Source organism: Deinococcus yavapaiensis KR-236, from assembly GCF_003217515.1.
GTDB classification, from domain to species: Bacteria; Deinococcota; Deinococci; order Deinococcales; family Deinococcaceae; genus Deinococcus_A; species Deinococcus_A yavapaiensis.
In genome coordinates, this window is the sequence record NZ_QJSX01000027.1 from 18,635 (window position 1) to 43,222 (window position 24,588).

At 64.9% G+C, this 24,588-nt stretch carries 23 protein-coding genes; 9 read left to right on the forward strand and 14 right to left on the reverse strand.

Features of this window, described 5'->3' with window-relative positions; genetic code table 11:
- Positions 1–49: 49 nt before the first annotated feature.
- Entirely contained in the window at positions 50–1,474 is a 1,425-nt protein-coding gene (locus tag DES52_RS21295) for a DEAD/DEAH box helicase (RefSeq protein WP_110888850.1), read from the forward strand.
- Between the two features lie 36 nt (positions 1,475–1,510).
- A complete protein-coding gene (locus DES52_RS21300) occupies positions 1,511–2,764 on the forward strand; it encodes a DUF790 family protein (protein WP_342767100.1) in 1,254 nt (417 codons plus the stop codon).
- Positions 2,765–2,767: 3 nt separating this feature from the next.
- On the opposite strand, the gene DES52_RS21305 is transcribed toward DES52_RS21300, so the two are convergent.
- Both DES52_RS21305 and DES52_RS21310 read right to left on the reverse strand, forming a co-directional pair.
- On the reverse strand, positions 2,768–3,223 hold the full coding sequence (locus tag DES52_RS21305) for a response regulator (RefSeq protein ID WP_110888851.1): 456 nt from the start codon (positions 3,221–3,223) through the stop codon (positions 2,768–2,770).
- Between the two features lie 55 nt (positions 3,224–3,278).
- A complete protein-coding gene (locus DES52_RS21310; RefSeq protein ID WP_245901214.1) occupies positions 3,279–4,616 on the reverse strand; it encodes a hemolysin family protein in 1,338 nt (445 codons plus the stop codon).
- A 238-nt stretch (positions 4,617–4,854) separates the two neighbouring features.
- Between DES52_RS21310 and DES52_RS21315 the strand changes: the two genes are divergently transcribed.
- From DES52_RS21315 to DES52_RS21340, 6 genes are all read left to right on the forward strand, one after another.
- Entirely contained in the window at positions 4,855–5,358 is a 504-nt protein-coding gene (locus DES52_RS21315) for a hypothetical protein (RefSeq protein ID WP_110888853.1), read from the forward strand.
- A gap of 146 nt (positions 5,359–5,504) precedes the next feature.
- A complete protein-coding gene (locus DES52_RS21320) occupies positions 5,505–5,930 on the forward strand; it encodes a hypothetical protein (RefSeq protein WP_110888854.1) in 426 nt (141 codons plus the stop codon).
- 38 nt (positions 5,931–5,968) lie between these two features.
- Entirely contained in the window at positions 5,969–7,453 is a 1,485-nt protein-coding gene (gene nagZ / locus DES52_RS21325; protein WP_245901215.1) for a beta-N-acetylhexosaminidase, read from the forward strand.
- A gap of 72 nt (positions 7,454–7,525) precedes the next feature.
- A complete protein-coding gene (locus tag DES52_RS21330) occupies positions 7,526–8,740 on the forward strand; it encodes an LCP family protein (protein ID WP_110888873.1) in 1,215 nt (404 codons plus the stop codon).
- Between the two features lie 42 nt (positions 8,741–8,782).
- Positions 8,783–10,426: an alpha-amylase family glycosyl hydrolase gene (locus DES52_RS21335; protein WP_110888855.1), complete on the forward strand. Its 1,644-nt coding sequence runs from the start codon at positions 8,783–8,785 to the stop codon at positions 10,424–10,426.
- 53 nt (positions 10,427–10,479) lie between these two features.
- Positions 10,480–11,637 (forward strand): branched-chain amino acid ABC transporter substrate-binding protein, encoded by a 1,158-nt coding sequence (locus tag DES52_RS21340; protein WP_110888856.1) that lies wholly within the window; start codon positions 10,480–10,482, stop codon positions 11,635–11,637.
- 114 nt (positions 11,638–11,751) lie between these two features.
- Here the strand turns inward: DES52_RS21340 and DES52_RS21345 are convergent, their stop codons facing one another.
- From DES52_RS21345 to DES52_RS21355, 3 genes are all read right to left on the reverse strand, one after another.
- Positions 11,752–13,917 carry a DNA internalization-related competence protein ComEC/Rec2 gene (locus DES52_RS21345; protein WP_170131212.1) on the reverse strand — a complete coding sequence of 722 codons (2,166 nt, stop codon included), beginning with the start codon at positions 13,915–13,917 and terminating at the stop codon, positions 11,752–11,754.
- Positions 13,918–13,943: 26 nt separating this feature from the next.
- On the reverse strand, positions 13,944–14,321 hold the full coding sequence (locus DES52_RS21350) for a ComEA family DNA-binding protein (protein ID WP_110888858.1): 378 nt from the start codon (positions 14,319–14,321) through the stop codon (positions 13,944–13,946).
- Positions 14,322–14,390: 69 nt separating this feature from the next.
- Positions 14,391–15,011, reverse strand: coding sequence for a DedA family protein (locus DES52_RS21355; RefSeq protein WP_110888859.1), 621 nt, complete (start codon positions 15,009–15,011; stop codon positions 14,391–14,393).
- Between the two features lie 72 nt (positions 15,012–15,083).
- On the opposite strand from DES52_RS21355, the gene DES52_RS21360 reads away from it, so the two are divergent.
- Complete coding sequence (locus tag DES52_RS21360; protein WP_110888860.1) at positions 15,084–15,758, forward strand: HAD family hydrolase; 675 nt, start codon at positions 15,084–15,086, stop codon at positions 15,756–15,758.
- Between the two features lie 3 nt (positions 15,759–15,761).
- Here the strand turns inward: DES52_RS21360 and DES52_RS21365 are convergent, their stop codons facing one another.
- The 9 genes from DES52_RS21365 to DES52_RS21410 form a co-directional block, all read right to left on the reverse strand.
- Positions 15,762–16,739, reverse strand: a complete 978-nt coding sequence (locus DES52_RS21365; RefSeq protein ID WP_110888861.1) for a serine/threonine-protein kinase — start codon at positions 16,737–16,739, stop codon at positions 15,762–15,764.
- A 79-nt stretch (positions 16,740–16,818) separates the two neighbouring features.
- Complete coding sequence (locus DES52_RS21370) at positions 16,819–17,496, reverse strand: metal-dependent hydrolase (RefSeq protein ID WP_110888862.1); 678 nt, start codon at positions 17,494–17,496, stop codon at positions 16,819–16,821.
- A 26-nt stretch (positions 17,497–17,522) separates the two neighbouring features.
- A complete protein-coding gene (locus tag DES52_RS21375) occupies positions 17,523–17,984 on the reverse strand; it encodes a DUF3809 domain-containing protein (RefSeq protein ID WP_110888863.1) in 462 nt (153 codons plus the stop codon).
- A gap of 6 nt (positions 17,985–17,990) precedes the next feature.
- Positions 17,991–18,221: a DUF3248 domain-containing protein gene (locus DES52_RS21380; RefSeq protein ID WP_110888864.1), complete on the reverse strand. Its 231-nt coding sequence runs from the start codon at positions 18,219–18,221 to the stop codon at positions 17,991–17,993.
- A gap of 51 nt (positions 18,222–18,272) precedes the next feature.
- On the reverse strand, positions 18,273–18,716 hold the full coding sequence (nrdR, locus tag DES52_RS21385; RefSeq protein WP_110888865.1) for a transcriptional regulator NrdR: 444 nt from the start codon (positions 18,714–18,716) through the stop codon (positions 18,273–18,275).
- A complete protein-coding gene (locus DES52_RS21390; RefSeq protein WP_110888866.1) occupies positions 18,713–19,393 on the reverse strand; it encodes an SDR family NAD(P)-dependent oxidoreductase in 681 nt (226 codons plus the stop codon). Before DES52_RS21390 ends, nrdR begins: the two co-directional genes overlap by 4 nt.
- Positions 19,394–19,685: 292 nt before the next feature.
- Complete coding sequence (locus tag DES52_RS21400) at positions 19,686–20,303, reverse strand: NUDIX hydrolase (RefSeq protein ID WP_110888867.1); 618 nt, start codon at positions 20,301–20,303, stop codon at positions 19,686–19,688.
- Positions 20,300–21,643 carry a replicative DNA helicase gene (gene dnaB, locus DES52_RS21405; RefSeq protein WP_110888868.1) on the reverse strand — a complete coding sequence of 448 codons (1,344 nt, stop codon included), beginning with the start codon at positions 21,641–21,643 and terminating at the stop codon, positions 20,300–20,302. The genes DES52_RS21400 and dnaB overlap by 4 nt, the downstream gene beginning before the upstream one ends.
- A 148-nt stretch (positions 21,644–21,791) precedes the next feature.
- Positions 21,792–24,500 carry a DEAD/DEAH box helicase gene (locus DES52_RS21410; RefSeq protein ID WP_110888869.1) on the reverse strand — a complete coding sequence of 903 codons (2,709 nt, stop codon included), beginning with the start codon at positions 24,498–24,500 and terminating at the stop codon, positions 21,792–21,794.
- Between the last annotated feature and the right edge of the window lie 88 nt (positions 24,501–24,588).

Here is a 24,588-nt window from a genome sequence, read left to right on the forward strand (position 1 = left end):
GTGCGCAGCTCGTTACGCCGATGACAGAAGGAAGCGCTAGACTCGCGTCATGACGTCCGCCGCCCTGCGCTTCGACCGGGGAACCCTCGTGCTCGCCGAGGCTCCGGACGGTCAGCGCTGGAAGGACTTCGCAACCTGGGACGAGCGCGCCCATCGTTACCGCCTGCCCGCGTACCGCTACCGTGACTTTCTCGAAGCTCTGCGCGCGGAAGGAACCTTTGTGCGCGACGAAGCGCGCGCCTTTCAAAACCTGGAACTCAAGACCGCGCGCAACTTGGCGCCGTATCCGCATCAACAAGAAGCCCTGAGCGCGTGGAAGCGCGCGGGACGGCGCGGACTCGTCGTCCTGCCGACAGGCGCGGGCAAGACGTACCTCGCCGAACTCGCTTTGCACGCCACCCCGAGGTCGTGCCTCATCGTCGTGCCCACCCTCGACCTCATGCATCAATGGTACGCGGGCTTGCGGGCCGCGTACCCCGACGCGGCCCTCGGCCTGCTCGGCGGCGGATCGAAAGACGAGACCCCCCTGCTGATCGCCACGTACGACTCGGCCGCCATTCACGCCGAGCGCCTCGGGGATCGTTACGGCCTCGTCGTGTTCGACGAAGTTCACCATCTGGGCGGCGATTTCACGCGCGTCATCGCAGAGTACTCCATCGCTCCCTACCGCCTCGGCCTCACCGCGACGCCGCCCGGCGGCCAGCGAATGCATGACCTCACGGATCTCGTCGGGCCGCTCGTGTATTCCAAGCGGCCCGAGGAACTCGCCGGGGGCGCCCTCGCCTCGTACCGTGAAGTTCACATTCTCGTGCGCCTCTCAGATTCTGAGCGCGAACGCTACGACCGCGCCATGAGCAAACGCAACGCTTTCCTAGCTCGCGAGCGTCTCGACATCTCGCACCTCGAAGGCTGGCGGCAGTTCGTGCGCATGTCGGGACGCGGTGAGGGACGAAACGCGATGCTCGCGCACCGCGAAGCTCGCTCGCTCGCCTTCGGCACCGACGGCAAGCTGCGCGTTCTCGAGGAACTCCTCGCGCGACATGCCGACGAGCGCGTGTTGATCTTCACGAATGACAACGCCACCGTCTACCGCGTTTCGCGCGAGTTTCTGCTGCCCGCCCTCACCCACCAGACGCCCGTCAAGGAACGTGTCGCCCTCCTCGACGCATTTCGGCGAGGCGATTACCGCGTTCTCGTCACGAGCCGCGTTCTCAACGAAGGCGTTGACGTGCCCGAGGCGAGCGTGGCGATCGTCTTGTCCGGCACGGGCGAAGAACGCGAGCACACCCAGCGCCTCGGACGCATCTTGCGCCGCGCCGAAGGCAAGCAAGCCGTCTTGTACGAAGTGGTCACCGAAGGCACCACCGAAGAAGGCGTTTCCCGCCGCAGACGCGGCGAGTTCGAACGCGAAGCCGGGCCGCCCGTCGCGTACCTCGACGACATTCCCACCGCCGTGAACTGGGAGGAGTTGTGAGGGCCACATTCACCTTCGCTTGCCACCCTGCGTTCCGTGACGCACGACTCGCTGCCTGACCTCATGCTTCCGACCGAACTGCTGCTTTACCGCTACCGCGACGGGGAAGTCGTCCCGAAACGCTTGGCGCCGTCCTTTCACCTGTCGAAGCTCGCGCAGGATCTCATCGAGGTGTTCGACGCGAGCGTCGGAGGGCGCCGCGCCGAGATCACCGAGCGGGTGGCCGCCTTGGAGGGAGCCTCGATCGGCTTCAAGGTCGTGCGGGGACTCGCGCACATCCTCGCGACGGATTACTCGAAGTTCGAGGTGAAAGCTCCGCTGGAGCCCACCGTGCTGCGCTCGCGCGTGTTCGCGCTCTCGTCTCGCATGGCCGGCAAGATGGCGCGCGGCGCGATTCTCGCGCGGGTCGCCGCCGCCCTTTCCGAAGAGGGCGTGCCGCTTCGTCCTCAGGAAGTCGAGGATCACCTCTACGCGGACTTGCACGAAAATCACGTTCTCGTGGAGTTCGCGCCGCCCACACCCCAAGAACTTTTGCATCGATACAACCTCGCCCAAGTGCAAGGCATCTTGTACCGCGCGTACGCTTTGAGGATCACCGCGCACCGCAACGAGCCCGCGCGCTACAAGCAGTTGCTGCGATACCTGAAACTGTTCGGATTGATGGTCCTCGTCGAGGGCGACGCGGACCACGGCTTCACCTTGACGCTCGACGGTCCGGCCAGCCTCTTTCGTCCGTCGACGCGCTACGGCCTCGCGATGGCGAAGCTGCTGCCCGCCTTGCTGCACGTCACGAAGTGGTCGCTCGTCGCCGACGTGAGGCCGCGCGCCGATTGGGAGGACGTGCCGGAAAGCGCGACCTTCGCGCTCGACTCGGAGTGCGGACTTGTAAGCCACTACCCCGTGGACGCCGAGTTCGACTCGATGATCGAGGAGGCGTTCGCGGCGCGCTGGGCGAAAACGAAGACTTCGTGGACGTTGGAGCGGGAGGTGGACCTCGTTCCCGTTCCGGGCAGCGTCATCGTGCCCGACTTTCGCCTCGTTCACCCCGACGGGCGAAGCGTGCTGCTGGAAATCGTGGGATACTGGCGCCCCGAGTACTTGCGCAAGAAATTCAGGTCCGTCGCCGCCTCGGGTCGCACGGACCTCGTGCTTGCCGTGTCCGAGCGCCTCAACCTCGACGCGGCGGGCGTGAACCCTACGGACTTGCCGAGCGGAATTCGTCTCGTGACGTTCAAGGGGCGGCTCGAACCGAAGGCCGTGCTCGAAGCGTTGGAAGCGTCGCCCGCTTGAAGATCAGATGGCCGGCTTCGCGGACACGCTCGGGAGCCGAGCAATGCTCAGCCAAAAAGCCTCGAAGGTGTGCATCATGATGCTGAACGCGCCGAAGTCGACGGGTTTGGTGATGTACGCGTTCGCGTGAAGCTCGTAGCTGCGCTCCACGTCCCGCTCGGCCGCCGACGTCGTCAACATGATGACGGGAATGTGACGCAACTGCGGATCGTTCTTGAGGGTCGCCAGGAACTCCAAGCCGCTCATGCGCGGCATGTTGATGTCGAGCAAGATCACGTCGGGAGTCGGGGATTCCTCGTACGAACCTTCGCGGCGCAGGAACGACAAAGCTTCCACGCCGTCGCGCGCCACGTGCACCTCGTTCGGTACGCTCGCCTCCGCGAAGACTTCGCGTGTCAATACGACATCGGTGACGTTGTCTTCCACCAGCAGGATGTCGATGACACGAGGGTCGCTCACAGGACGTCCAGTCTAGCGTAACTCTCGAAACGAAGCGCCGATTTTTTTACACGGCTCAGCTCGGACGCGTCGAGATGTCGCTCGGATTGCCCGCGCGGATGTCCTCGGAAACGTACCCCTCGGGCGGCACGATCAGCAAGCGGTCGATGCGGCGCCCGTCCAAGTCCACGACTTCGAGCGTCCAACCATCCACCTCGATGCGCTCCCCGACGTTCGGAATGCTGCCCGTGTGCGACAGAACGTATCCTGCGAGGGTCGTGAACGCTTCCTCGTCGCCCGCGGGAAGCGCGAGGATCTCGCGCAAGTCGTGCATGGCAAGGGCGCCGTCCGCGAGAAACGACCCGTCGGGGCGGCGCACGAGCATCTCGGCTTCTTCGCGCTCGTCGCCGAAGACGCCCACGAGCTCCGAGATCAAGTCGTTCGCCGTCACCATCCCGGCGAGGTCGCCGTACTCGTCCACGACGAGCGCTTCGTACTGCTTGCTCTCGTTGAGTTGCATCAGCACGTCGTTCGCCCACGCGCTTTCCGGCACGTACAGCGGCTCGCGCATCGCCGACGCGACGGGCAGGTTCGGATCGAGGGCCACGGCAAGCAGATCGTCTCTGCGCAGCAAGCCGACGATGTTGTCGGGTCCGTTCGTGTACACCGGATAGCGCGAGTGCCCGAGGTGAAGCGCGTTCTCCAGCAAGGACGGCACCGGCTGGTCGAGGTCGAGCATCACGAGCTCCACGCGCGGCGTCATCACCTCGCGCACGCGGCGGTCGTTGAAGCGCAGCACTCGCTCGATGAGCTCGCTTTCGCCCGCTTCCAAAGAGCCGCTTTCCGTGGCTTGCTCTACGAGGGCGCGCACGTCCTCCTCGGTGACGTCTTGCTGCCGCTCGCCTCGTACGCCGACGAGACGCAGCAGCAGCGTCGCCGTGCGGTCGAGGACCCACACGATAGGGCGTGTCACGGCTTCCAAGAGCGCCATGAGGGGCGCGACGCGCATCGCGAGTCCCTCGGGATCGCGCAATGCCAGCCGCTTCGGAGCGAGCTCGCCCAACACGAGAGACACGAAGGTCACGAGGAGAACGATCAGCACATAGCTGACCGTGCCCGTCGCGCTTCCGAAGTACGGTCGGAGGCCCGGCTCGATGAACCGAACGAGGTTCTCGCCCGCGAAAATCGAGTTGATCGTCCCGATGAGCGTGATGCCGACTTGGACCGTGGCCAGCAGGGCGCCGGGCCGCTCGGAAAGATCGAGGGCGAGCTTCGCCGCGCGGTTGCCTTCCTCGGCGAGGCCTTCGAGGCGCGAGCGCCGCGCGGACACGAGCGCGAGTTCCGAGGACGCGAACAGGCCGTTGGCGAGCGTGAGCACGACGATGACCGCGATCACGAAGAGGGGCGAATCCACGGCCTCAGTGTACGCGAGGCCTCCACGGACGCAAGGCGAGCAAGGCCTTTCCGAAGGTCGTCTTGAGGTGCTCATCACCGTTTTTCCCGCTTGGAAAGGCGCTTTTTCAAGGAGGCTGTGACCGCCTTGTAGAACCCTTGAACGAAAGTTTCGCAAGCGCCATAAATCTGCTCGAACAAGCTTCAAATTGCGACCGTGTCGAGATTGACGCCATGATCGCGTCTTTACCCTGAGCGGCATGGAAGGCCGACAGTTCCACAACCGCATCGAATTCCGCGTCGTCGAAAACCAGACTTGGCACGGGCGCTCCATTCAGATTCTCATCGACGGACGCGACCTGACCGACCGCTTGCGCGAGTACGAGGTGTTCCTCGCGTGGCGAGAAGCGAACATGCATCAGGCGGGCCGATACGCCGGGGTGCCCGAGCATCACTGGCGGGCGTTCACGACGGCCCTGCTCGTGCAAGGCAACCAGGAAGGCATCGGAAGCTTGCTCGGCGCGCCCGGCAAGGTCATGGTGCTGACGTGCGAGTGTGGCGAAGCTTGCTGCTGGCCGATGTTCGCGCGCGTCACCCTCGGCAACGGCGTCGTCACCTGGGACGGATTCGAGCAGGTGTATCGGCCCAGTTGGGACTACTCGCGCTTCGGACCGTTCGTGTTCGAACCCGGCCAGTACCGCACGGCGATCATGAACCTCGTGCGCACCCTCCTGCCGACCGTGCAGGAACGCAAGAGCGCCTGACCGCCTAGAACATTCGTCGGCCTTCCCTTTCCGACGTTACGAGTTTCTTCACGGCTGCACCGCACGGTGTAGCCGTGATTTCTATTGTGGACGCACATGTTTGCGCCCAGCGTTATCCTCGAATCACCTCGCTTTGGTGACTTCGCATGCAACGCTTCGGAGAAGCTCCCGCCTACAGCACCCGCGCCGCCTTCCAGGCGAGCCTCGCCTGCCTCGCCGCCTCGTTGCCGCAAGGCGCCTTGAGCGTCTTCGCGCTGGACGTGAAGGGCGTCGGGGCTTGGTTCTTGCTGATCTTCACCGTCGGACTCTTCCTGCTCGGCACACTGCTGCTCGTTCGCTACTTCGAGGCGCGTGACGGCATGACCGACCTCGCGCCTCGCACGCGCCTGTACGACGTGCGTCACGAGCGCGTCGCGTACCTGCTCGGAATCGTCGTGACGAGCGCCTCGGTGCTGCTCGACGCTTGGTTCGCCTTGACCGTTCGCTGGGGCTGGTGGCACCTCCTGCCGCTCGCGCTCGCCGCGTGGGGTACTACGTTGTTCGTGCGCCTTTTGACGAGACGGGCGGGCTGAGCAGAGCGCGCCGAGACGCGTGGTACGCTCCGCTCGACATGCCCGATCTTCCGAATTGCCGCCTCGCCGGACCGCTCGTCATGGTAGACGTGCCGGGACCCGACCTCGACGATGACACCGCCGAACACTTGCGCCGCCACGGAATTCGCGCCGTGTGCCTTTTCGGCAAGAACATCCAAGACGAGTCGCAACTCGCGCGGCTCGTGACGGACTTGCGCGCCGTGATGGGCGAAGACGCCCTCATCGCCATCGATCAGGAAGGCGGCGGCGTCTTTCGAACGACCTTCCTGCCGTTCGCTCCGAGCGCCATGAGCCTCGGCGCGGCGAACGACGAGGACCTCGCGCGAAACGTCGGGCGGGCGGTCGCACGTCCGCTCGCCGCGCTCGGCATCAATTGGAACTTCGCGCCCGTCCTCGATCTCAACGTGAATGCGCTCAACCCCGTGATTGGCGACCGCGCCTTCGGCGCCGATCCAGAGCGCGTCGCTCGACTCGCCTCGGCTTGGCTCGAAGGCAGCTTGCAAGAGGGCGTGGCGGGGTGCGTGAAGCACTTTCCGGGACACGGCGACACCCACCTCGACAGCCACCTCGCCTTGCCCCGCGTGAGCAAAGCGCGCGACGTGCTCGACGACGTCGAACTCGCGCCGTTTCGCCGTGTCTTCTCGAGCGGTCGGGCGCCCGCCGTGATGACGGCGCACATCGTCTTCGAAGCGCTCGACGAGGCGTTGCCCGCCACCCTCTCGGGCGCGGTTCTCACCGAGCTCCTGCGCGACGAACTGGCGTTCGACGGCGTCGTCATCACCGACTCGATGGGCATGGCGGCGATCGACGCGAACTTCGGACGCGGTGAGGCGGGTGTCCTCGCCTTGCGAGCCGGGGCGGACATGGTGATGGCACTCGGGCGCCGAAGCGCGCAGGAAGCGACTTTGGAGGCGATTCAAAGCGCGTTGGAGCGCGGCGAAATCCAAGGCGTCGAGCGGCGCCTCGCCCGCCTGAACGCGCTCGCCGAACGCTTTCGCGCTTCTGGGCGGACATACCCCGACGAGCAGCGACGACGCGACGAGCAGTTGTTCGACGAGGCGTGGCGGCGCGGCTTGACCGCGGTGCGCGGTCCGACCCGCCCGAACCTCGGTGAGCGCGTCACCTTGATCGCCCTCGAAGGCGTCGATCGCTCGTTCGTGTCCGAGGCGGGCGTGCGCGGTGAAACGCTCGCGTCGTTCCTGCGTGACTTGTACGACCTCGACACCGTCTTCGTGCAAAATCCGGGCGACGTCGACTGGCCTGCCCTGCGCGCCTCGGGCCGCTTCCTGGCGCTCGCCACGACGTCTCGTCATCGTGCCGAAGGGTGGCGTTCGGCGACGCCGGATCTGCACTTGGCCTTGTGGAATCCTTACGCCGTGCTCGATGTGAACGCGCCCGCCATCGTGACGTACGGCTACCGCGCCGGAGCGCTTCGCGCCCTCGCCGCTTACTTGAAAGGGGAGATGGAGGCGCTCGGCACGGCCCCTGTAGACCTTCGTTAGCATCGTCTTCGTTCCAGACGTCGAAAATACCTCACACGCCTGTCTTCATCGTTCGCTAAAGTTTGGATGTACATGCATCCGTCCTCCTCGCCCGATTCCGACACGCCCGCACCTTCGACTCGGCCTTCTCGGCGACGCGTGTTCGCGAACGTCATTCTCGTCGTGCTGCTCGTCCTCGCGGGCCTGACCGCTTGGTCGGCGCCCGCCGTGCCGACCCTCACGAAATACGCGGCGCTGCCGAAGGCGCCCGAGACGACGCGGACCTTTCTCGTCGCCGGCGTCTCTCCGCGTTACGTCGGCTACCATCAGGCCGCCCCTGAGGACTACACCGGCCTCACCGATACCATCATGCTCGTGCAGCTGCGCGCGAACGAACCGACGATCCGGATGTTGAACGTGCCGCGCGACACCTGGGTCGAGTTGCCCGAACGCGGCATGAGCAAGATCAACGCCGCCTCGAACTTCGGTCCCGACGAACTCGTGAACGCCGTACGGAACTTGACGGGTGTGTCCGTCGACGGCTACGTCCTCTTGTCGCTCAACGCGTTACGGGAAGTGACCGACGCGGCGGGCGGCGTCACGGTGGACGTCAAGGAGCCGATGAAATACACGGACACCGCCGCCAAGCTTTACATCGATTTCCAACCCGGGCGTCAGCACCTCGACGGCCGACAAGCCGAAGCCTACTTGCGCTTCCGCTACGACCGCCTCGGCGATATCGGTCGCGTGGGGCGTCAGCAGGAATTCGTCGGCGCGCTGCAACGCCAACTTCTGAGTCCGCTCGGTTTGCTTCACGTGCCCAACGTCGTCGCCGCGCTCGGCTCGAACGTTCGGACGAGCTTGTCGCGCGAGGACGTCGCCGAAGTCTTCGGCGCGCTGTTGCGCCGACCGACGTTGGAGCCTCACCTGCTGCCCGGACACTTCGGCGGCATGGTATGGATTCCCGAGGACGACAAAATTCAAACGCTCGTGCATGACAAATTCGCGCTCGAAGCCGTGGCGGGCGATCCGCGCGCCCTCAAGATCGCGATCGTGAACGTGAGTGCGCCCGCCGGAAGTGCGCGCCGACTTCAAGAAAAGCTGCAAGGCTTGGGGTACGTCAACGTCACGATCGGCAACGGGGACGGCGATCGGAATCGTACGACGCTCCTGACGACGGACAAGAAGGCGGCCGAGCGCCTGCGCGACGACCTCGGTTACGGCCGCATCGTGCTCGGGGGCGTCGGCGAAGCGGGCGCGGATCTCACGATCCGGCTGGCCGCCGACTTTCCACAAAGTCAAAACTGAAGATCTCGTCGTGACGGTCCAGGAGGCGTTTACACTGCCGTCATGACGACTTCAGCACCCGCCGAACTTCCGTGGTGGCAGCGCGGCATCGTGTACCAAATCTATCCACGCTCCTTTCAAGACTCCAACGGGGACGGGGTAGGCGACTTGCGCGGCATCTCGGCGCGCCTCGACTACTTGCGGTCCTTGAACGTTGACGCGCTGTGGCTTTCGCCGATCTTCACCTCGCCGATGGCGGATTTCGGGTACGACGTCGCGAACTACGAGGACGTCGACGCGCTGTTCGGCAGCCTCGCCGACTTCGACGACCTCGTACGAGCGGCGCACGCCCAAGGTCTCAAGATCATGCTGGATCTCGTGCCGAATCACTCCAGCGATCAACATCCGTGGTTTCAGGAATCGCGTGCCAGCCGCGACAATTCCAAGCGCGACTGGTACGTCTGGCGTGACCCCGCGCCCGACGGCGGTCCACCGAACAACTGGCGCTCGTTCTTCGGCGGTCGGGCGTGGACGCTCGACGAGACGACCGGGCAGTACTACTTGCACCAGTTCCTGCCTCAGCAGCCCGAGTTGAACTGGGCGAATCCCGAGGTGCGCGCCGCCCTGCTGGACGCGATGCGCTTTTGGTTGCGGCGCGGCGTGGACGGCTTCCGGGTGGACGTCATCTGGCTCTTGGGCAAGCACGCGGAGTTCCTCGACGAACCGCTCAATCCCGAGTGGCAAGAAGGACACTTGGAGCACGGCATGCTGCAGCACGTGTACACGCAAGACCTGCCCGAGACGCACGGCTACATTCGAGAGATGCGCGCCGTCCTCGACGAGTTCTCGGCGCCCGGTCAGGAGCGCATGATGGTCGGCGAGATCTACTTGCCGCTCGAACGACTCGTGACGTACTACGGCAGTGAGGCAGGCGCCGAGTGCCACTTGCCCTTCAACTTCTTGCTCCTGACCATGAACGAGGTGACGGCGCGCGGCATCCGCGAACTCGTCACGCGCTATGACGCGGCTTGCCGTGAATTCGGCGGTTGGCCGAACTGGGTGCTGGGAAATCACGATCAGCACCGCTTCAAGTCGAAATTCGGCTTCGAGCGGTACCGAGTCATGCAGACGTTGCTGCTCACCTTGCGTGGCACACCCACGGTGTACTACGGCGACGAGATCGGGATGGAGAATGTCGAGATTCCGTTCGAGCGGATGCAGGACCCGGCGGGAATTCGTCAGCAGGACAACCCATTTGCGAGTCGTGATCCCGAACGTACACCGATGCAGTGGGACGCGTCACCGAACGCTGGCTTCAGCGAAGCGGAGCCGTGGTTGCCCTTGGGGGTGAATTACCGCGACGTGAACGTCGCCGCGCAGGAAGCAGATCCCTCGTCTGATCTGCACTTCTTTCGCGCCGTCACGAAGCTACGCCGAGACTTGCCCGAGTTGCACGCGGGCGACTTCGTGGACGTCGAGACGAACGCGGAGGACGTGTTCGCCTACGTCCGCGCGTCCGGCAGTCAACGAGTGCTCGTCGCCCTCAACTTCGGTGGGCAAGAAACTACGCTCGACTTCTCGTCGCATGCGTCGAGCGAGAAGCCCGAGGTGACCGTGTTGTTGTCGAGCGTGCCGAGGGCCGCGTCCACGCCCCTTTCGGCCGTCACGCTCGCGCCGTACCAAGCGCTGCTGCTGCGCCTGTCCTGACTTCACACTCGCCGTGACAGAATTTTGAAAGAGTTGTGAAGATAACCTGAGCCATGTTCCATTCCCGCGCCCGTGTGATCCTCGGCCTCAGCCTTCTCGCCGCCCTTTCGAGTGCCAGCGCCCAAAGAGCCGTCAAGGTAGCGACGATCAGCCCGCTCACGGGCTCCTTGGCTGCTCTCGGGCAGGACATCAAGCAAGGCGCGGAAGTGGCATTTCGTATGCATTCCGCCGCGTTGCGCGCCGCTGGCCTCAACGTCACGCTGCAGTCCTTCGACGACAACGGCAACGCGACGCGCGGCGTGAACGTCGCGCAGCAAATTCTGAGCGATTCGTCCTTTCTCGGCGTCGTCGGTCCCTTGAATTCCGGCGTGAGCTTGCGCGTCAGCGAGGTGCTTTCCAAGGGCAACATCGCCGTCATTTCCCCGACGAGCACGTCCGACACCCTCACGGAGCAGAAGTGGAACAACTTCTTCCGCGTCGTCGCTCCCGACCGAGCGCAAGCAGACGCGGCCAGCGCCTACATCGCCGACGTTCTCAAGCCGAAGTCGGTGTTCGTCGTGACGGACAACACCACGTACGGCAACAGCTTGACGCAGCAACTGCAAGGCAACCTCAAGGACAAGAACGTCCGAGTGGTGGCGTACGTCGGGGTTTCGGAGGACGCGGGGTACAAGGCCCTCGTCAACCGCGTCAAGGAGAGCGGCGCGGAACTCGTGTTCTTCGGAGGCACGCCAGACAAAGGCGGACCGTTCCTGAAGTTGCTGCGTGACGGCGGCGTCACCACCCGCTTCATGGGCGGCGACGCGCTCGACTCGGAAGTCTTGACGCGCACGGCGGGCGCGGCGGCGCGCGACACGCTCTTCACGACGGTGTTCGGTCCGGTGAGCGCCTTCGCCAACCGCTCGACCTTCGTCAACGCCTACGAAGCGGCCTTCAAGAAGGCGCCGTCGGGCATCGCCGCGTTTTCCTTCGACGCGATGAACGTGCTGCTCGACAGCCTGGAACGGGCCGCCAAGAACGGCGCTCCGACACGTGAAAGCGTCTTGGCCGCCGTTCGCACCACGAACTTCGACGCGAGCACCGCCCTCACCGGCCGTATCGCCTTCACGAAGACGGGCGAGCGCTCCAACTCCCCGCTCTTCCTGATTCGCGTATCCGACACGACCTTGACGTCGCGCGTGGAGCGCGTTTTGCGCTACACCGCCCGCTGACGCTTCGAAGTCTCCCGCGCTCCTTGCCGGTCAAGCGGTCTTGCCGACGTGAAATCACGTCGGCAAGACCGCTTTTGTCGCTTCTGCATATCCACGTCTCGAGGCGGGCGCGATTCAGGGCAAGGGCCAGCGAATCGCGCCCGCCTCGTCCGTGCGCCACACTCGGATTCCCGCCGCACGCAAGCGATTCAGCACGTCCGAGTTGGGGTGACCGTACGTGTTGCGTCCGACCGAGATGACGGCGTCACGCGGCCTCGTCTCGCTCAGAAGTGCCTCCGACGTCGAGAAGCGCGAACCGTGGTGAGCGACCTTCAGCAAATCCAAGCGTCCGAGGTTCAGACGAGATTCCACGCCGCTCGGCAAGTCGCCGAGGAAAGCCGCTCGGAAGGTTCCGACGTCCAAGCGGATCGCGACGCTGTTCTCGTTGTCCTCCTTCGAGAAGGGCCGCGCCGGCCACATCACGTCCAAGGCGGCGTTTCCCACCGTGATATGGTCGCCACGCGCCACAGCCCGCACGGGAACACGCCTCGTTTTCGCGGCGTGCAGCACCGCCGTCTCGATGGGCGCGTTCGTTCGGCGGCCCAGCCACACTTCCCCGACGGGCACTTCCGACAAGACGCTCGTCAAGCCCTCGACGTGGTCCGCGTCCGGATGTGTCAGCACGACGACGTCGAGGTCGAACACGCCGAGCGTCTTGAGGGCGGGGACGACCGTGCGCGCGCCGACGTCGAAGCTTCCTCTCGGGGTGCCGCCTCCGTCGATCAGCATCGTGAAGTCACCGAGCCGGATCAGGGTCGCGTCTCCCTGCCCGACGTCGAGGAACACGATTTCACGTGCTTGCCCTCCTGACTTTGCCGCCACCATCGTCACGAGGACACAAGCGAGGCACACGGCGCTCGCCGACCGCTCCCCGAGTCGCCGCCGCAACCACAACGTCACGCAGACGCCGAACAAGCCGTACGCGGCCCATCCCGCCGCCGAAATTTCTCCCCACGGCACGCTCGGCCAATGCCCGAAAAGGGTGACGAGCGCCAAGAGCAACTTCACGAGCGGACCGACCAGGAGGTTGATCGGTGCGGCGAGCGGCCCTGCCAGTCCCGCCATGAAGCCGAGCGGCACGAGGAGCGCCATGAGGGGCGCGGCGAGGAGATTGGCGGGCACGCTCGCAAGCGGCAGGGGAAGCGCGTGAAAGGTGTGGGCGACGATCGGCGCGGTCGAGATCTCGGCGAGCAACGTGCCCGCCAAGCCGACCTTCAACCACGTGGGCCACCTGCTCGGCAAGCGACCCTCTACACGCGGTACGAGCAGCAACGAGCCCGCCGCCAGGAAGGACAGCCGAAAGCCGACGTCGAATACCCACAGCGGCGACCACGCCAAGCTCACCAAGCCCGCGAGGCCAAGCGCCCCGAGCGCGTCGATTCGCCCTCTTCCTACCCACAGACCGATCAGGACGGCGCCGCCCTGCAACGTCGCGCGCAGCAGACTCGGAGACGGTCCGGCCAACCACACGTAGAACGCGAGGGCCAGCAGCAAGACCGGGTAGCGCGCGAGCTTCAAGGGAGTCTTTGCCAGGAGGAACGACAAGGCCGTCACGATGAGGGCGACGTTCTGGCCCGACAAGGCCATGAGGTGCGACAAGCCCGCGTGCGCGAACGCGTTGTTGGCGGCGCGCGCCCCCAGCGTCCGCGTGTTCAACTCGTCCTTGTCGCCGAGCTCGACGGCTTCCATGAAGTCTGCCTCGAGCGGCGACAACCCGAGGCGCACGCCGCCCCGAAACCAAGTGCGAGCGTCTCGCCTCGGTCGGGCGCTTAGCACCTTCGCGCCGTATAAAACGCTTCGCACACCCGACGCTCGAAGCCACGCCGAGTAATCGAACTCTCCGGGGTTACGCGGCGTGGAGGGAAGGTCGAGGCGTCCGCAGACCCGTAGTTCGCCCGGCGGGGCGCTCGGCTTCGGTGAGAGGGCCACGCTCGCTCGCGGGTCTTCCAAGCGCAAGAAGCGTCCGTCCCAGGTGCCGCTCAACGTCACGAGGGCTCCGCGCCAAGAGGCGAGCGGGTCCGGTGCCCGCTGTTCGGCGCGCTCCCTCGATCCGCCGAGCAGCGCGGCCACGAGCGCGACGAGCGTCAAGGTCGCCGGGCGCCGCGAGCGGCCACCCAAAAGCGGCAGAAGCAGCCAGGCCGCGCCCCACGCCTCGCCCGAAACGACGAGGATACCTGCCGCGAAGCCTGCGAACGCGACGAGCGACCAAGGAAGGGAAATGCTCCGCGCGAAGACTGGCACGGCGGTCTTCGTGGCGCTTCCATACCTCACTGGAAGGTCACGAGGGGGGCGAGGACGTCGATCAACTTCGGCCCGACGCCCTTCACGGCGTCGAGATCGCTCAGCGAGCGATACGGACGTGCGTCGACGATGCGCTTCGCCAAGGCGGGCCCGATTTTCGGCAAAGCTTCGAGTTGCTCTTGCGAGGCCGTGTTGAGGTTCAGCGGGCCGCTCAGCAGGGGCTCGACACTCGCTGTCGTCGGATAGGACGGCGCCGTGGTGACAGGCACGATTACGGGCGATCCCGCTCGTGTGACGCTGGGAGCGCGCGGCATCCCGAAGAGATGGGGCCAACTCGCCCACAGGCCGCACCCGAGCGCGGCAATGAGGAGTGCGGCGGTCACGAGACGTTCGTCGGTCGGCATACGTGCCGACACGGTAGGAAACGCTTCTGAACCTCGCCTAAACAACGAACGAAGTCGAGGAGAGTTCGGTCAAGACGGCTTCGCGGACTTTCCCTTGGCGCGTTTGCGGCGCACGATCCACACGACGAACCATATGGCCACCGCCCCGAGGACGATCGTGCCGACCGGTCCCACCCAGCGCTCCACTTGTTCGTAGTTGTCGCCGAGCAGGAAGCCTGCCGTGGCGAGCAGGGTACTCCACGTGGCCGTTCCGAGGCTCGTGTAGATGAGGAACTTGCCGAGAGGCATGCCGGAGATCCCGGCCGGAATGGAGAGCAGCGAACGAAGGCCGGGAACGAGACGCCCGAACAGCACGGCGCGGTGCCCGTGGCGATCGAACCACTCGTCGGCACCGCGAATCTCCTTGCCGCTGACGGTGAGCCACTTGCCGTACTTGTCCGCCCACGACGCCAAGCGCTCCTCGCCGACGGCGTGCCCCAGCAGGTACAGCGGCAACGATCCCAAGACCGATCCCAATGTTCCCGCCACGATCACCCCGACGATACTGAGATCGCCGTCTGCGGCCGTGAAGCCCGCCAAGGGCATGATGAGCTCCGACGGGAGGGGTGGAAACACGTTCTCCAAAAACATCAGGACCACGATGCCGGCGTAGCCGAGCGACGACATGAGGTGTTGAATCCATTCGACCATTGCTCTTTACCCTAAAGCACGCTCATGCGCGCGAGCACGAGAAAGGTGACGATGCCCGTTTAGACTGTGGCCATGGAAGCTACGGTGCGCGCCTTCATCTTCGATTTCGACGGCACGATCCTCGACACGGAAACGCACGAGTTTCGCCGCTGGGAGGAACTTTACCGCGAGCATGGCCAAGTACTCGCCTTGCAAGACTGGCAGCAGGGCGTCGGAACGTGGGGAGCTTTCGATCCTTGGGCGGCGCTCGAACTCGACGAGGACACGCGCCGCTCGGCACATGATCGGCTGCGGGCCGACATCTTCAAGGCGATCGCGGCGGACGACGTGCGGCCCGGCATTCGGCGAGTGTTGGCCGAAGCGCGCGAGGCGGGCGTGCGGCTCGCCATCGCCTCTTCGAGCGAACGTGCCTGGATCGAGCCATGGTTGGAGCAGCACGGCCTTCAGGACGTCTTCGAGGTGCTCGCCACACGGGACGACGTCGCCCGCGTGAAACCCGACCCGGAATTGTACTCGCTCGCCCTCGCCCGCCTCGGCTTGCAGCCCGGCGAGGCGGTCGCCGTCGAGGACTCCTTTCATGGCGCGACGGCGGCGCACCGCGCGGGACTGCGTGTCATCGTCACTCCGAACGACGTGACGAGTGGGCAGCCTTTCTTGGACGCTTGGCCGAGGGTCGATTCGCTCGAAGGGGGCTTGAACGTGCTGCTCGGGGCGGTGGGCGCGCCGCCCGTGCAGGTCACGTCGTGAGGTTCACGAACGCTTCTTGAACGGTTTCCACCACGCGCGCCGCTCAGGCTGGCCAGATTGGCCGGAATTCGCCGAGCGCTCCGCCGAAGCGGCCATGGTGGGCTTCGCCGCGCCCGCTCGTCCGAAGGTCGTGGGTGGCTTGAGGTCGTTCGAAGCGGCCACCTCGTCCAGCTTCAGGCCGCTTCGAACGCCTTGCACCTCTTCGATCGCCATCACGAAGTCGCGCGCGACCGGTCGGTCCTGCGCCGTTTTCGCCAAGCCACGCTCCACGAGGGCCGTCACGCTTTTGGGCACCTTCGATACCGTATGAACGAGCGATTTCGGATAGCTGCTGAGGTGCGCCACCATGAGCCCCTCGTACGTGTCGGACACGAAGGGACGCTCGCCCGTCAACAACTCGTACGCGAGGACGCAGAGGCTGTACACGTCGGACGCGGGCGTGCCGAGTTCTCCGCGGTAGATTTCGGGCGCCATGTAGAAGGGACTGCCCGCTCCTCGACCTCCTTGCGCGATGAAGTACGCCGCGCCGAAGTCGCCGAGCGCCGCGCGTCCCGCGTCGAGGTACACGTTTTGACTCTTGACGTCTTGATGCACCACGCCTTGAGCGTGCAGGAACGTCAAGGCGCGGGCGACGTCGGATATGATGACGAGCGCTTCGTTTTCCGGTACGCGCCCGAGTTCCAGCCAGCGCGCCAAGGTGCTTTCGGGAAAGTACCGCATGGCCAGGAAGCTGTTCGTGCCGAAGGGCACGCCCGCGTAGCCGATGACGAGGTTCTCGTGCTTGAGCTGAAGGCTGAGTCTGACTTCGTTCGCGAACCGTTCGGCCCGCTCGGGGTTTTCCAACGTCTCCTGAAAAGGCACTTTCAGGGCGACCCTTTGACCTTGCGAGTTCAAAGCGAGGTACACCCAAGCGCTGTTCCCACGCCCCAGCGTTCGCTGAAGCGTGTAATCTGGCAAGTTCGGTAGATGCTTGGTCGTCATGTCGCTCCGCACGCTGAGGAAGTCGTGAACTTAAGTTTAGAAGATTTCCGGCGCGTCGGGTGAGCAGAAACGGCCTGCTTCACATCTGCAGAGTTTCTCCCGGGTTCAGCACGTACGGCTCCACGCCTCGCTCTCTCGCCAACCGGGCGAACTCCTGCGGGTCTCCTGTTAGCGGCGGAAAAGTCCCGTAGTGCATTGGAACGGTTCGCTTCGGCTTGAGCCACTCCAGCGCTCGCGCCGCCTCGCGGGGCCCCATCGTGAAGTGATCTCCGATCGGCAAGATCGCCAGGTCCAGCCCCTCCTCACCGATGAGGGCCATGTCGCCGAACGCGTTCGTGTCGCCCGCGTGGTAGATGCGGACGCCGTCCATCTCGACGATCATGCCCGTCGGCATGCCGCCGTACCGTCCGTCGGGAAACGAGCTGGAGTGCCAAGCGGGCGTGAGCTTCACGCTGCCCCATGCGAGACGCACGGTGCCGCCGATATTCGCTGCTATGGCGTTCACGCCCTCGCCTTGCGCCCAGTATCCGATCTCGGCCGTAGCGATGATCGTCGCTCCGGCCCGCGCGAAATCCAGCGCGTTTCCCAGATGATCGCCGTGCGCGTGCGTCAGGAGCACCGCCGACACGTTTTCGCGCAGCAAGTCCTCCAGCGGCACCGGACAAGTCGGATTGCCCTGAATGAACGGATCGATGACGATTTTATGCTCGCCGGTCGAAAAGAGGAAGGCCGAGTGTCCCAGAAATCGAATCTCCATGTAAGCTCCTCGAGCAAGAGCGTACTTCACGGCATCGCCGCGCGCACCCCATCAGGAAACTCTTTCGCGAGGCGCTCCAACGTTCGCCTCGCCGTGGCGTGAAACATCTTCTCGAATGCCGCGCCGCCCCACTTCTCGGCGGTCGGCATGTCGACGTGCACGCGAAACGCGAAGCGGTAATCGAGCGTGGTTCCCTGTACGGCCCCACTTCCTCCGACTTCCGCCCATGCTTGACTCTCGAGCGTCCTCGGCGTGAGGTGCGCGCCGTCGTTCGTCAAAATCAACTCGCTTTCGAACGGAAGCGTCAACGTGCCCATCATCGGGACTTGCACGAGCATCTCGGCGCGCACGATCGATTCGCTTACGCGCACGTTTTGCAAGAAGGTCACACGCCCGAGGCTACGCTGCGGATCGCGAAGGAACGCGAGCGCCGCCTCGTGAGGCCCGGGGTACGGCAAAGAGAAGGACTGCTCGGCGTCGAAGATCACGAGGATTTAGCCTACCCACTCGATGACGATGGTGCCGCTCGCGAGCGCGTCCTTGAGTTCCGCTTCCGATGCGCTGTGCAACTTCGGCAAGTGTGCGAATCGCGGCGTGGCCGACGCGAAACCAACGCGCACGACCACCTCGTCGCGTCCCTCGTGCTTTCCGAGTCGCCATACCAAGTGTCCGCCGAGACTTTCGAGTTGCTCGGCGAGGTCGTCGGGCGGGGGAGTGTCGATCATAGCCACCTCACGAACGGCATTCGACCTTCAGCATAAAGCATGCTCGCTGTTTCAACCGTCCTTGAGACCGCGAATTTCTTCGATGAAGCGTTCGAGCGTGTCGAAATCGCGGTAGACGCTGGCGAAGCGGATGTATGCCACCTCGTCGATAGGCCGCAGGAAGTTCATCGCTTTGCGTCCGATTTCCTCGCTACTGACTTCCGTCTGGCCGACCTCGTCTTCGAAGCCGTACGCGAACGCCCGCAAAGTTTCCGGGGTTACAGGACGCTTTTCCGTGGCGAGCGTCAAGCCGCGCAGCAACTTGTCCGGGTTGAACGCTTCGCGCCGCCCGTCACGCTTCACGACCATCAACGGTTCGAGTTGCGCGCGCTCGTACGTCGTGAAGCGCCGCCCGCACGACAAGCACTCGCGGCGCCGCCGAATCGCGCCGCCCTCGTCGCTCGGACGGGAGTTGACGACCTTGCTGTCGGGCGCCGAGCAGTACGGGCACTTCATAGCAGGGACAATTCGCTCGGGCGCAGCGACGGCGCGTCGGGCAGGGGCACGTCGGCCACGATGCCGCGCAGGTGGCGAAGCTCGGGTCGCGCGAGGGCCATCACCGCCTCGGCGAGCGGGCGGTCGTGCTCTCCACCTGCCGCCGCGCGAGACGGCAGCAGCACGTTCACACGCAAGTCCTCGACGTGCGCGTGCTCGGCCAATCCTCGCAGCGCGCCGCGCTGCGGAGCGGCGTGGAGGCCCTTTTCGTCGAGGTGCGGCCCGATGAGTGTTAGCCAGGTGCTCGGCAAGCGGCGCCGCAGCACTTGCGCGACGGCCACGCTGGACTTGACGTTGCAGTTGAAGAGCTCCATCCACTCACCCTCGCTGAGTTGCGCGAACGTGCTGTGCGCGCGCTTGTCGGCGAGGTGCACGACGCCGTGCAGGGCGCCGAAGATCTCCAGGATGCGGCCTTGCGCGCTCACCCAGTCGAGAGGTACGCCGACGTCCGCCTTGATAGGAATGGCGGTGCCGCCCTCGTACTCGATGTGCGACGCGAGTTGCGCGAGCGTGTCGGCGTTTCCACCGATCAGCACGACGCTGGCGCCCGATTGCGCGAGCACGGGCGCCACGGAGCGTCCGTATCCCGCGTCGGCGGACGTGACGGCGATGACTTGAGCGTCCAGACGGCCTTCCATCCGCTCAGGATACCGCAGGGACCGAAGCGACCGCCAGGACGCGAAGAAGGCTTTCAGGCTGAAGAAGGAAGAGGGCGGAGGTACTCCAGCGGCGGGTCGCCCGCGCGGTGGCCTCGTTCGCAACGGTGGCACCAGTACGCCTGGTCGCCGTCCCGCAGCTCACACAAGTCGAGCGCGGCGCCGCATTGAGGGCACGCGTGGACGTACCCTCGGCCGCTGTCGGGATAAAGATCTTGGCGAAAGCGCGGCTTCACGTTTAGATAATAACAGAAAAAGACGAGCCGCGCGAGCCTCATTCCTCAGACGGGGAGCCCGGCGCAGCCACGCGCCGCCGAGGACGCAACATCGCCGGCTCTTTGTCGAGGTTGTACACGAAGTGCCGCGCGCGCCGCTCTCGTAGCCAAGTTTCGAGTGACAGCAAACGTGGCCGGAAGCGTACGAACTCCCGAAGTTCACGAATCGGCACGAAGCGAGCCTCCTGCACTTCCCGATCCGGATCGCGCGGCCCCAACGTCCCTCCGACCTCACGGGCATGAAAGAAGAATTGCAGGTGATGACCCCACGTCTGGGCATGGAATTCCAGCGTGAACGCCAAGTCGCGAATCTCCACCTCCAAGCCCGTCTCCTCCAACGCCTCGCGCCTGGCACCCTCCGCCACGAGCTCGTTGGGATCGAGCCCACCCTTGGGCAAACTCCACCGACCACGCTCTCGCACCAACAGCACGGTATCGCCGCGCAAAACGATCACGCCCACCCCGATGCGAATCGGCAACGACGTCGGCGCTTTCGGTGTCTTCGCCACCTTAGGAGCATTCACGGGCGCGGCCGCGGAAGCGTTTTCTCCACCCCCGCGCCCTCCGCGACGGCGCCGCCGCCGACGCGCGGGTGGCTTCGACGACGGCGCCGTCACACGCCCTCCGGCGCGAGATCGTTGAACCGTACGTGCGCGCTATGGAATTGCAGCTTCACCGTACCCACCGGGCCGTTACGCTGCTTACCGATGATGATCTCCGCGATTCCCTGCTGATCCGTTTCCTTGTTGTAATACTCGTCGCGATAAATGAACATCACGATGTCGGCGTCTTGCTCGATCGCGCCCGATTCACGAAGGTCCGACAGCATCGGGCGGTGGTTGGGTCGTTGCTCCACGGCGCGCGAAAGCTGCGAGAGAACGACGATCGGGACGTCGAGTTCACGCGCCAGACCTTTGAGACCACGCGAGATCGCGCTGATTTCCTGCTGACGGTTTTCGCTGCCGGTGCCACCTCGCCCGCCGCTCATGAGCTGCAGGTAGTCGATCACGATCATGCCAAGGTTGCCATGCTTCGCGATGATACGGCGGCACTTGCTGCGAAGCACGTTCAAGGTAAGGTCCGCCTCGTCGTCGATCACCATCGGCGTCTCGGCGAGCCGCGCCGCCGCGTTCGCGAGCCGCTCGAAATCGCGGTCGCTCAGCTGTCCCGACCGCACACGATTCATGTCGACGCGCGCCTCGCTGCACAGCATGCGCAGCGCGAGCTGCACGGCGGGCATTTCCAGCGAGAACACCGCGACCGCCTTTTCCTTGCGAAGCGCCACGTTCTGCGCGATGGACAGCGCGAAGGCCGTTTTCCCCATGGAGGGCCGCGCCGCCAAGACGTTCAGGCTGCCTTTTTGAAGGCCCGAGATCTGCTCGTCGAGGTCACGAAACCCCGTGCGCACTCCGTCGGGAATCCCCTGGCTGGTGTGCAGCAAGGTGATGTAGTCCAGCGTGTCGTGCATGACGGCGTTCATCTCTTGGAACTCGTCGGTGCCGCGCTGCTGAGCGACGTCGAACACCAGCTTCTGGCTTTTGTCGAGCAGGTCTTCGAGAGGCAGCTGCCCTTCGTAGGCGAGTTGCATGACCTTGCCGCTCGCCGAGATGAGCTGGCGCAAGGTGTGCTTTTCTTGGACGAGGCGGGCGTACGTCTCGGCGTACGCGGCGGTCGGAACGGCTTCGGAAAGGCCGATCAGGTAGGAGATGCCGCCGACGTCGTCGAGAATTCCGAGGCGCCGCAACTCGTCGGTGAGGGTGACGAGGTCGACAGGTTCGCCTTTGTCGGCGAGGCCGCGCATGGCCGTGAAGATCTTGCGGTGCGCTTCTCGGTAGAACATGTCGGCCATGACGGTGTCCCCGAGTTGTACCAGGGCGTCGTTGTCGACAAGGATCGAGCCGAGGACCGAGATCTCGGCGTCATTGGAGTGGGGCGGAATGCGCGTGACGACTTCCATGCATGAGCTCCTGGGCGCTCCGCTCGCGGCGGTCGCCTGTGTAAGAGGTGCCTCTGTTCGAGGCCACAATCTCGAACGGCCCCTGTTCGGGTGTTCGGTCGCGTCAAGCCATGATACGGGCCCGTCGGGTGTCCGTCAAAGGACTTGTTTACCCGCCAAGGACTTGCAGCTTGGCGTGCGCGACGAGAAGACGCTTGAGGCCGTGCCCGGGGAAGTACACTTGCACTTCGCGCCGCTCGCCGCTGCCGCTGCCTCCCTGGATGATGCCCTCGCCGAACTTTTCGTGCGTGACGCGCAGAGGCGGACTGCTCGCGAGGCGTCGACCGAGTTCGCGCGACGGCACGCCGACCTTCGCGCTGACTTCGGTGAGGCTGAGGCCGCGCAATTCCAAAAGTTCGCGCGCCTGCGCGAACCAGTCCTCGAGGCGTGCAGGAGGATCGGATTCGGCCACTTCATGAACGCTCTCCCCGAGGACTTCGGCGAGCAAGGCGTAAGCGCCACGCTTGTCGGTGGGACGGCGGTCGCCGGTTTCGAGGAAGGGGCTGAACGGTCGACCCACGGCAGTGCACTCGTAGCAGCCGTCGTCGCAACAAGGTCGACTGGCGATTCTCAAGGCGCGGCGCAAGAGGTCGTCGATGCTCTCGAAGGCGCGCCGCGTGACGCCCAGGCCTCCGAGCCAGTCGTCGTAGAGATAGAAGTAATTGTCCTTGCCTCCTCGAAAGGCGCCGCCGAGGTCGTTCTCGTCACAGGCGACGCGTTCGGGAACGAGTTTTTGCAAGAGGTTGAGCAGCGTATGCGCGACGCCCGTCGAGCCGTTCACACCGATTTCGAGGGCGCTCGTACGGAAGGGCGGAAGTTCCTTGACTTCCTCGAAAGCGTGCTCGGCGAGCTTCTGGTCTTGCATTCGGTCTTGGATGCGTCCACCACAGGTTTTGCACGTCCGCTCGTGCAAGGTGGGCTCGCGGTCGCACTTGACGCACACGCGGGCGAAGACCTGGCGTAGCAGCGTGTAGCCGGTGTAGCGCCGAGTGACGAGCACCGAGCCGTGCCGGTAAGCGATGGGGCCGCGTTTCGTCCACTCGCTCATGGTGTGAGGCCGCACGTCTACGCTGTACGCTCCCCGAGTGAAGAGGTGCGGAGCGTCGTGCTTCTCGACGAGGATGGCGGTGCCGCTCGCGTGCTCTTCCCAGCGGACGACCCGGTAACTTTGCCCTTCGAGCGAGAAGATCGCGCCTTCGTGCTTCTCGGTGAGGGCGTAGTGCTCGCCGGGCTGCTCCAAGGTCGCCGAGAGGCTCGCTTCTCCGCGCGCTTCCCAATCGCGCGCGTCCACGACGCTGAACTTTCCGCTGCCTTCTCCACGCAGATTCCAGTAACGCCTCCTCGGCGCGGCGGGCCTTAGATTCGCGCTGGCGAGCTCCTCGAGATGCCGCGCCTCGTGCTTCGGCGCGATGTACGCGTTGTCATGTTCGATCACGGCCTTTTCGATCGTTCCCGTCAGCAAGTCGCGGAAGTTTCCGGCGTTGCTGTAAAAGGCGTCGACGGGGTGGGGAAGACCTCGCTCGTCGAGGGCGGGCATGTACAGCACGAGCCCGGGGGAGACCCGTCCCGCTCGGCCCGCCATCTGCCGAAAAGCCATGCGTGAGCCGGGATAGCCGTCGAGGATGACGACTTCGAGATCGCCGATGTCCACGCCCGCTTCGAGCGCATTCGTCGCGAACATCACGCCGCTTCTCGCTCGTCGGAACTCGCCCAGTCGTCCTTCGCGGTCGCTGACGCCCGCCATGTAGAGGTGCGAGGCGCGCGCGTACACGGGGTGCGTGCGGTACGTCGAGTAGAGGCGCGCGGCCCTCGACCGCCCACGGAAGAAGGCCAAGGTCTTGAGGTCGTGCGCGGTGGAGGCGCTCATGACCGCGTCCCAAAAGCGTCTCGGCTGTCCAGCGTGATCGGCGAGGTAGTAACGCTTGCCGTGTCTCGCCGCGCCAGACTCGCTGACTTCCACCGGGGTGATGCCTGTGAGCTCGCGCGCGAACTCGGCGGGATTGCCGATCGTGGCGGTTGAAAGGACGACCGTGGGATCGGCGCCGAGCGCCCTGGACAATTCGAGCAGTCGGCGCAGCATCCCGGCGACCTCGCTGCCGAAGCCACCTCGATACGTGTGCGCTTCGTCGAGGACGAGGAACTTCAGCCGTGCGAGAAAACGGTGGAGGGCCGGGTGCGTGAGGCTCCAGTGGAGCTTGTCGGGCGTCGCCGTGATCATTCGGACGTCGCTGCCGAACACGGCGTCCGGCCGCGCGGCGGCTTGAAAGGACCCGATTCGCCACGGAAAGCCGCCCGCTTCGCGGAACGCCTCGAGCTTGTCGCGTTGATCTTGGCCTAGCGCGACAAGCGGGTAGACGAACAGGGCGGTCGTGTCGGCTTCGCGGGCCAAGCCTTCGAACACGGCAGGAAAAAACGCGCCCGTCTTGCCGGACGCGGTCGGTGTCGTGACGATGACGTGCCGTCCCGCCCTCAGGTGTTCGTACACCCGCGCTTGGTGGCTGTAAACGTCGGCGTGCCCGAAACCTGCGCGAACGTTCTCGGGCCATTCGAGCGTCGTGGCGGGAACGGTGACGGCGGGCGAGGGTAGGTCCTCGTGCAGCAAGGTCGCGTCACCCAGGACGTCTCGCAAAAAGCGTTCCAGACGTTCGAAGGGCGGCGGGGCGACGAGGCTCACGTCCACAGTGTAGTGCGGTCGAGCTGAAGGCCAACCGGGTGCCTCAAGTGGGGTGTTGACAAGTTGAGGGTTTGGGACTATTCTTTCTGAGCCTTCAAGGAAGGCGAGCAGGATGACAAGGTGGAAGTGAGGAAGCGGGGCCATCCGACAGGATGGTGAAGACGGTCTCTCCCCCGAGAGGCTCCAGAGCTTCAAACGAAACCCTTACGGGGTTTCACAGCCACGCGAACAA

Coding starts and splice junctions, on each gene's coding strand:
- DES52_RS21380 (WP_110888864.1), bottom strand. CDS start 18,221: ATGATCGACACTCCCCCGCCCGACGACCTCGCCGAGCAACTCGAAAGT.
- DES52_RS21335 (WP_110888855.1), top strand. CDS start 8,783: ATGACGACTTCAGCACCCGCCGAACTTCCGTGGTGGCAGCGCGGCATC.
- DES52_RS21315 (WP_110888853.1), top strand. CDS start 4,855: ATGGAAGGCCGACAGTTCCACAACCGCATCGAATTCCGCGTCGTCGAA.
- DES52_RS21370 (WP_110888862.1), bottom strand. CDS start 17,496: ATGGAGATTCGATTTCTGGGACACTCGGCCTTCCTCTTTTCGACCGGC.
- DES52_RS21390 (WP_110888866.1), bottom strand. CDS start 19,393: ATGGAAGGCCGTCTGGACGCTCAAGTCATCGCCGTCACGTCCGCCGAC.
- dnaB (WP_110888868.1), bottom strand. CDS start 21,643: ATGGAAGTCGTCACGCGCATTCCGCCCCACTCCAATGACGCCGAGATC.
- DES52_RS21295 (WP_110888850.1), top strand. CDS start 50: ATGACGTCCGCCGCCCTGCGCTTCGACCGGGGAACCCTCGTGCTCGCC.
- DES52_RS21365 (WP_110888861.1), bottom strand. CDS start 16,739: ATGACGACCAAGCATCTACCGAACTTGCCAGATTACACGCTTCAGCGA.
- DES52_RS21340 (WP_110888856.1), top strand. CDS start 10,480: ATGTTCCATTCCCGCGCCCGTGTGATCCTCGGCCTCAGCCTTCTCGCC.
- nagZ (WP_245901215.1), top strand. CDS start 5,969: ATGCCCGATCTTCCGAATTGCCGCCTCGCCGGACCGCTCGTCATGGTA.
- nrdR (WP_110888865.1), bottom strand. CDS start 18,716: ATGAAGTGCCCGTACTGCTCGGCGCCCGACAGCAAGGTCGTCAACTCC.
- DES52_RS21350 (WP_110888858.1), bottom strand. CDS start 14,321: ATGCCGACCGACGAACGTCTCGTGACCGCCGCACTCCTCATTGCCGCG.
- DES52_RS21355 (WP_110888859.1), bottom strand. CDS start 15,011: ATGGTCGAATGGATTCAACACCTCATGTCGTCGCTCGGCTACGCCGGC.
- DES52_RS21410 (WP_110888869.1), bottom strand. CDS start 24,500: ATGGCCCCGCTTCCTCACTTCCACCTTGTCATCCTGCTCGCCTTCCTT.
- DES52_RS21320 (WP_110888854.1), top strand. CDS start 5,505: ATGCAACGCTTCGGAGAAGCTCCCGCCTACAGCACCCGCGCCGCCTTC.
- DES52_RS21330 (WP_110888873.1), top strand. CDS start 7,526: ATGCATCCGTCCTCCTCGCCCGATTCCGACACGCCCGCACCTTCGACT.
- DES52_RS21360 (WP_110888860.1), top strand. CDS start 15,084: ATGGAAGCTACGGTGCGCGCCTTCATCTTCGATTTCGACGGCACGATC.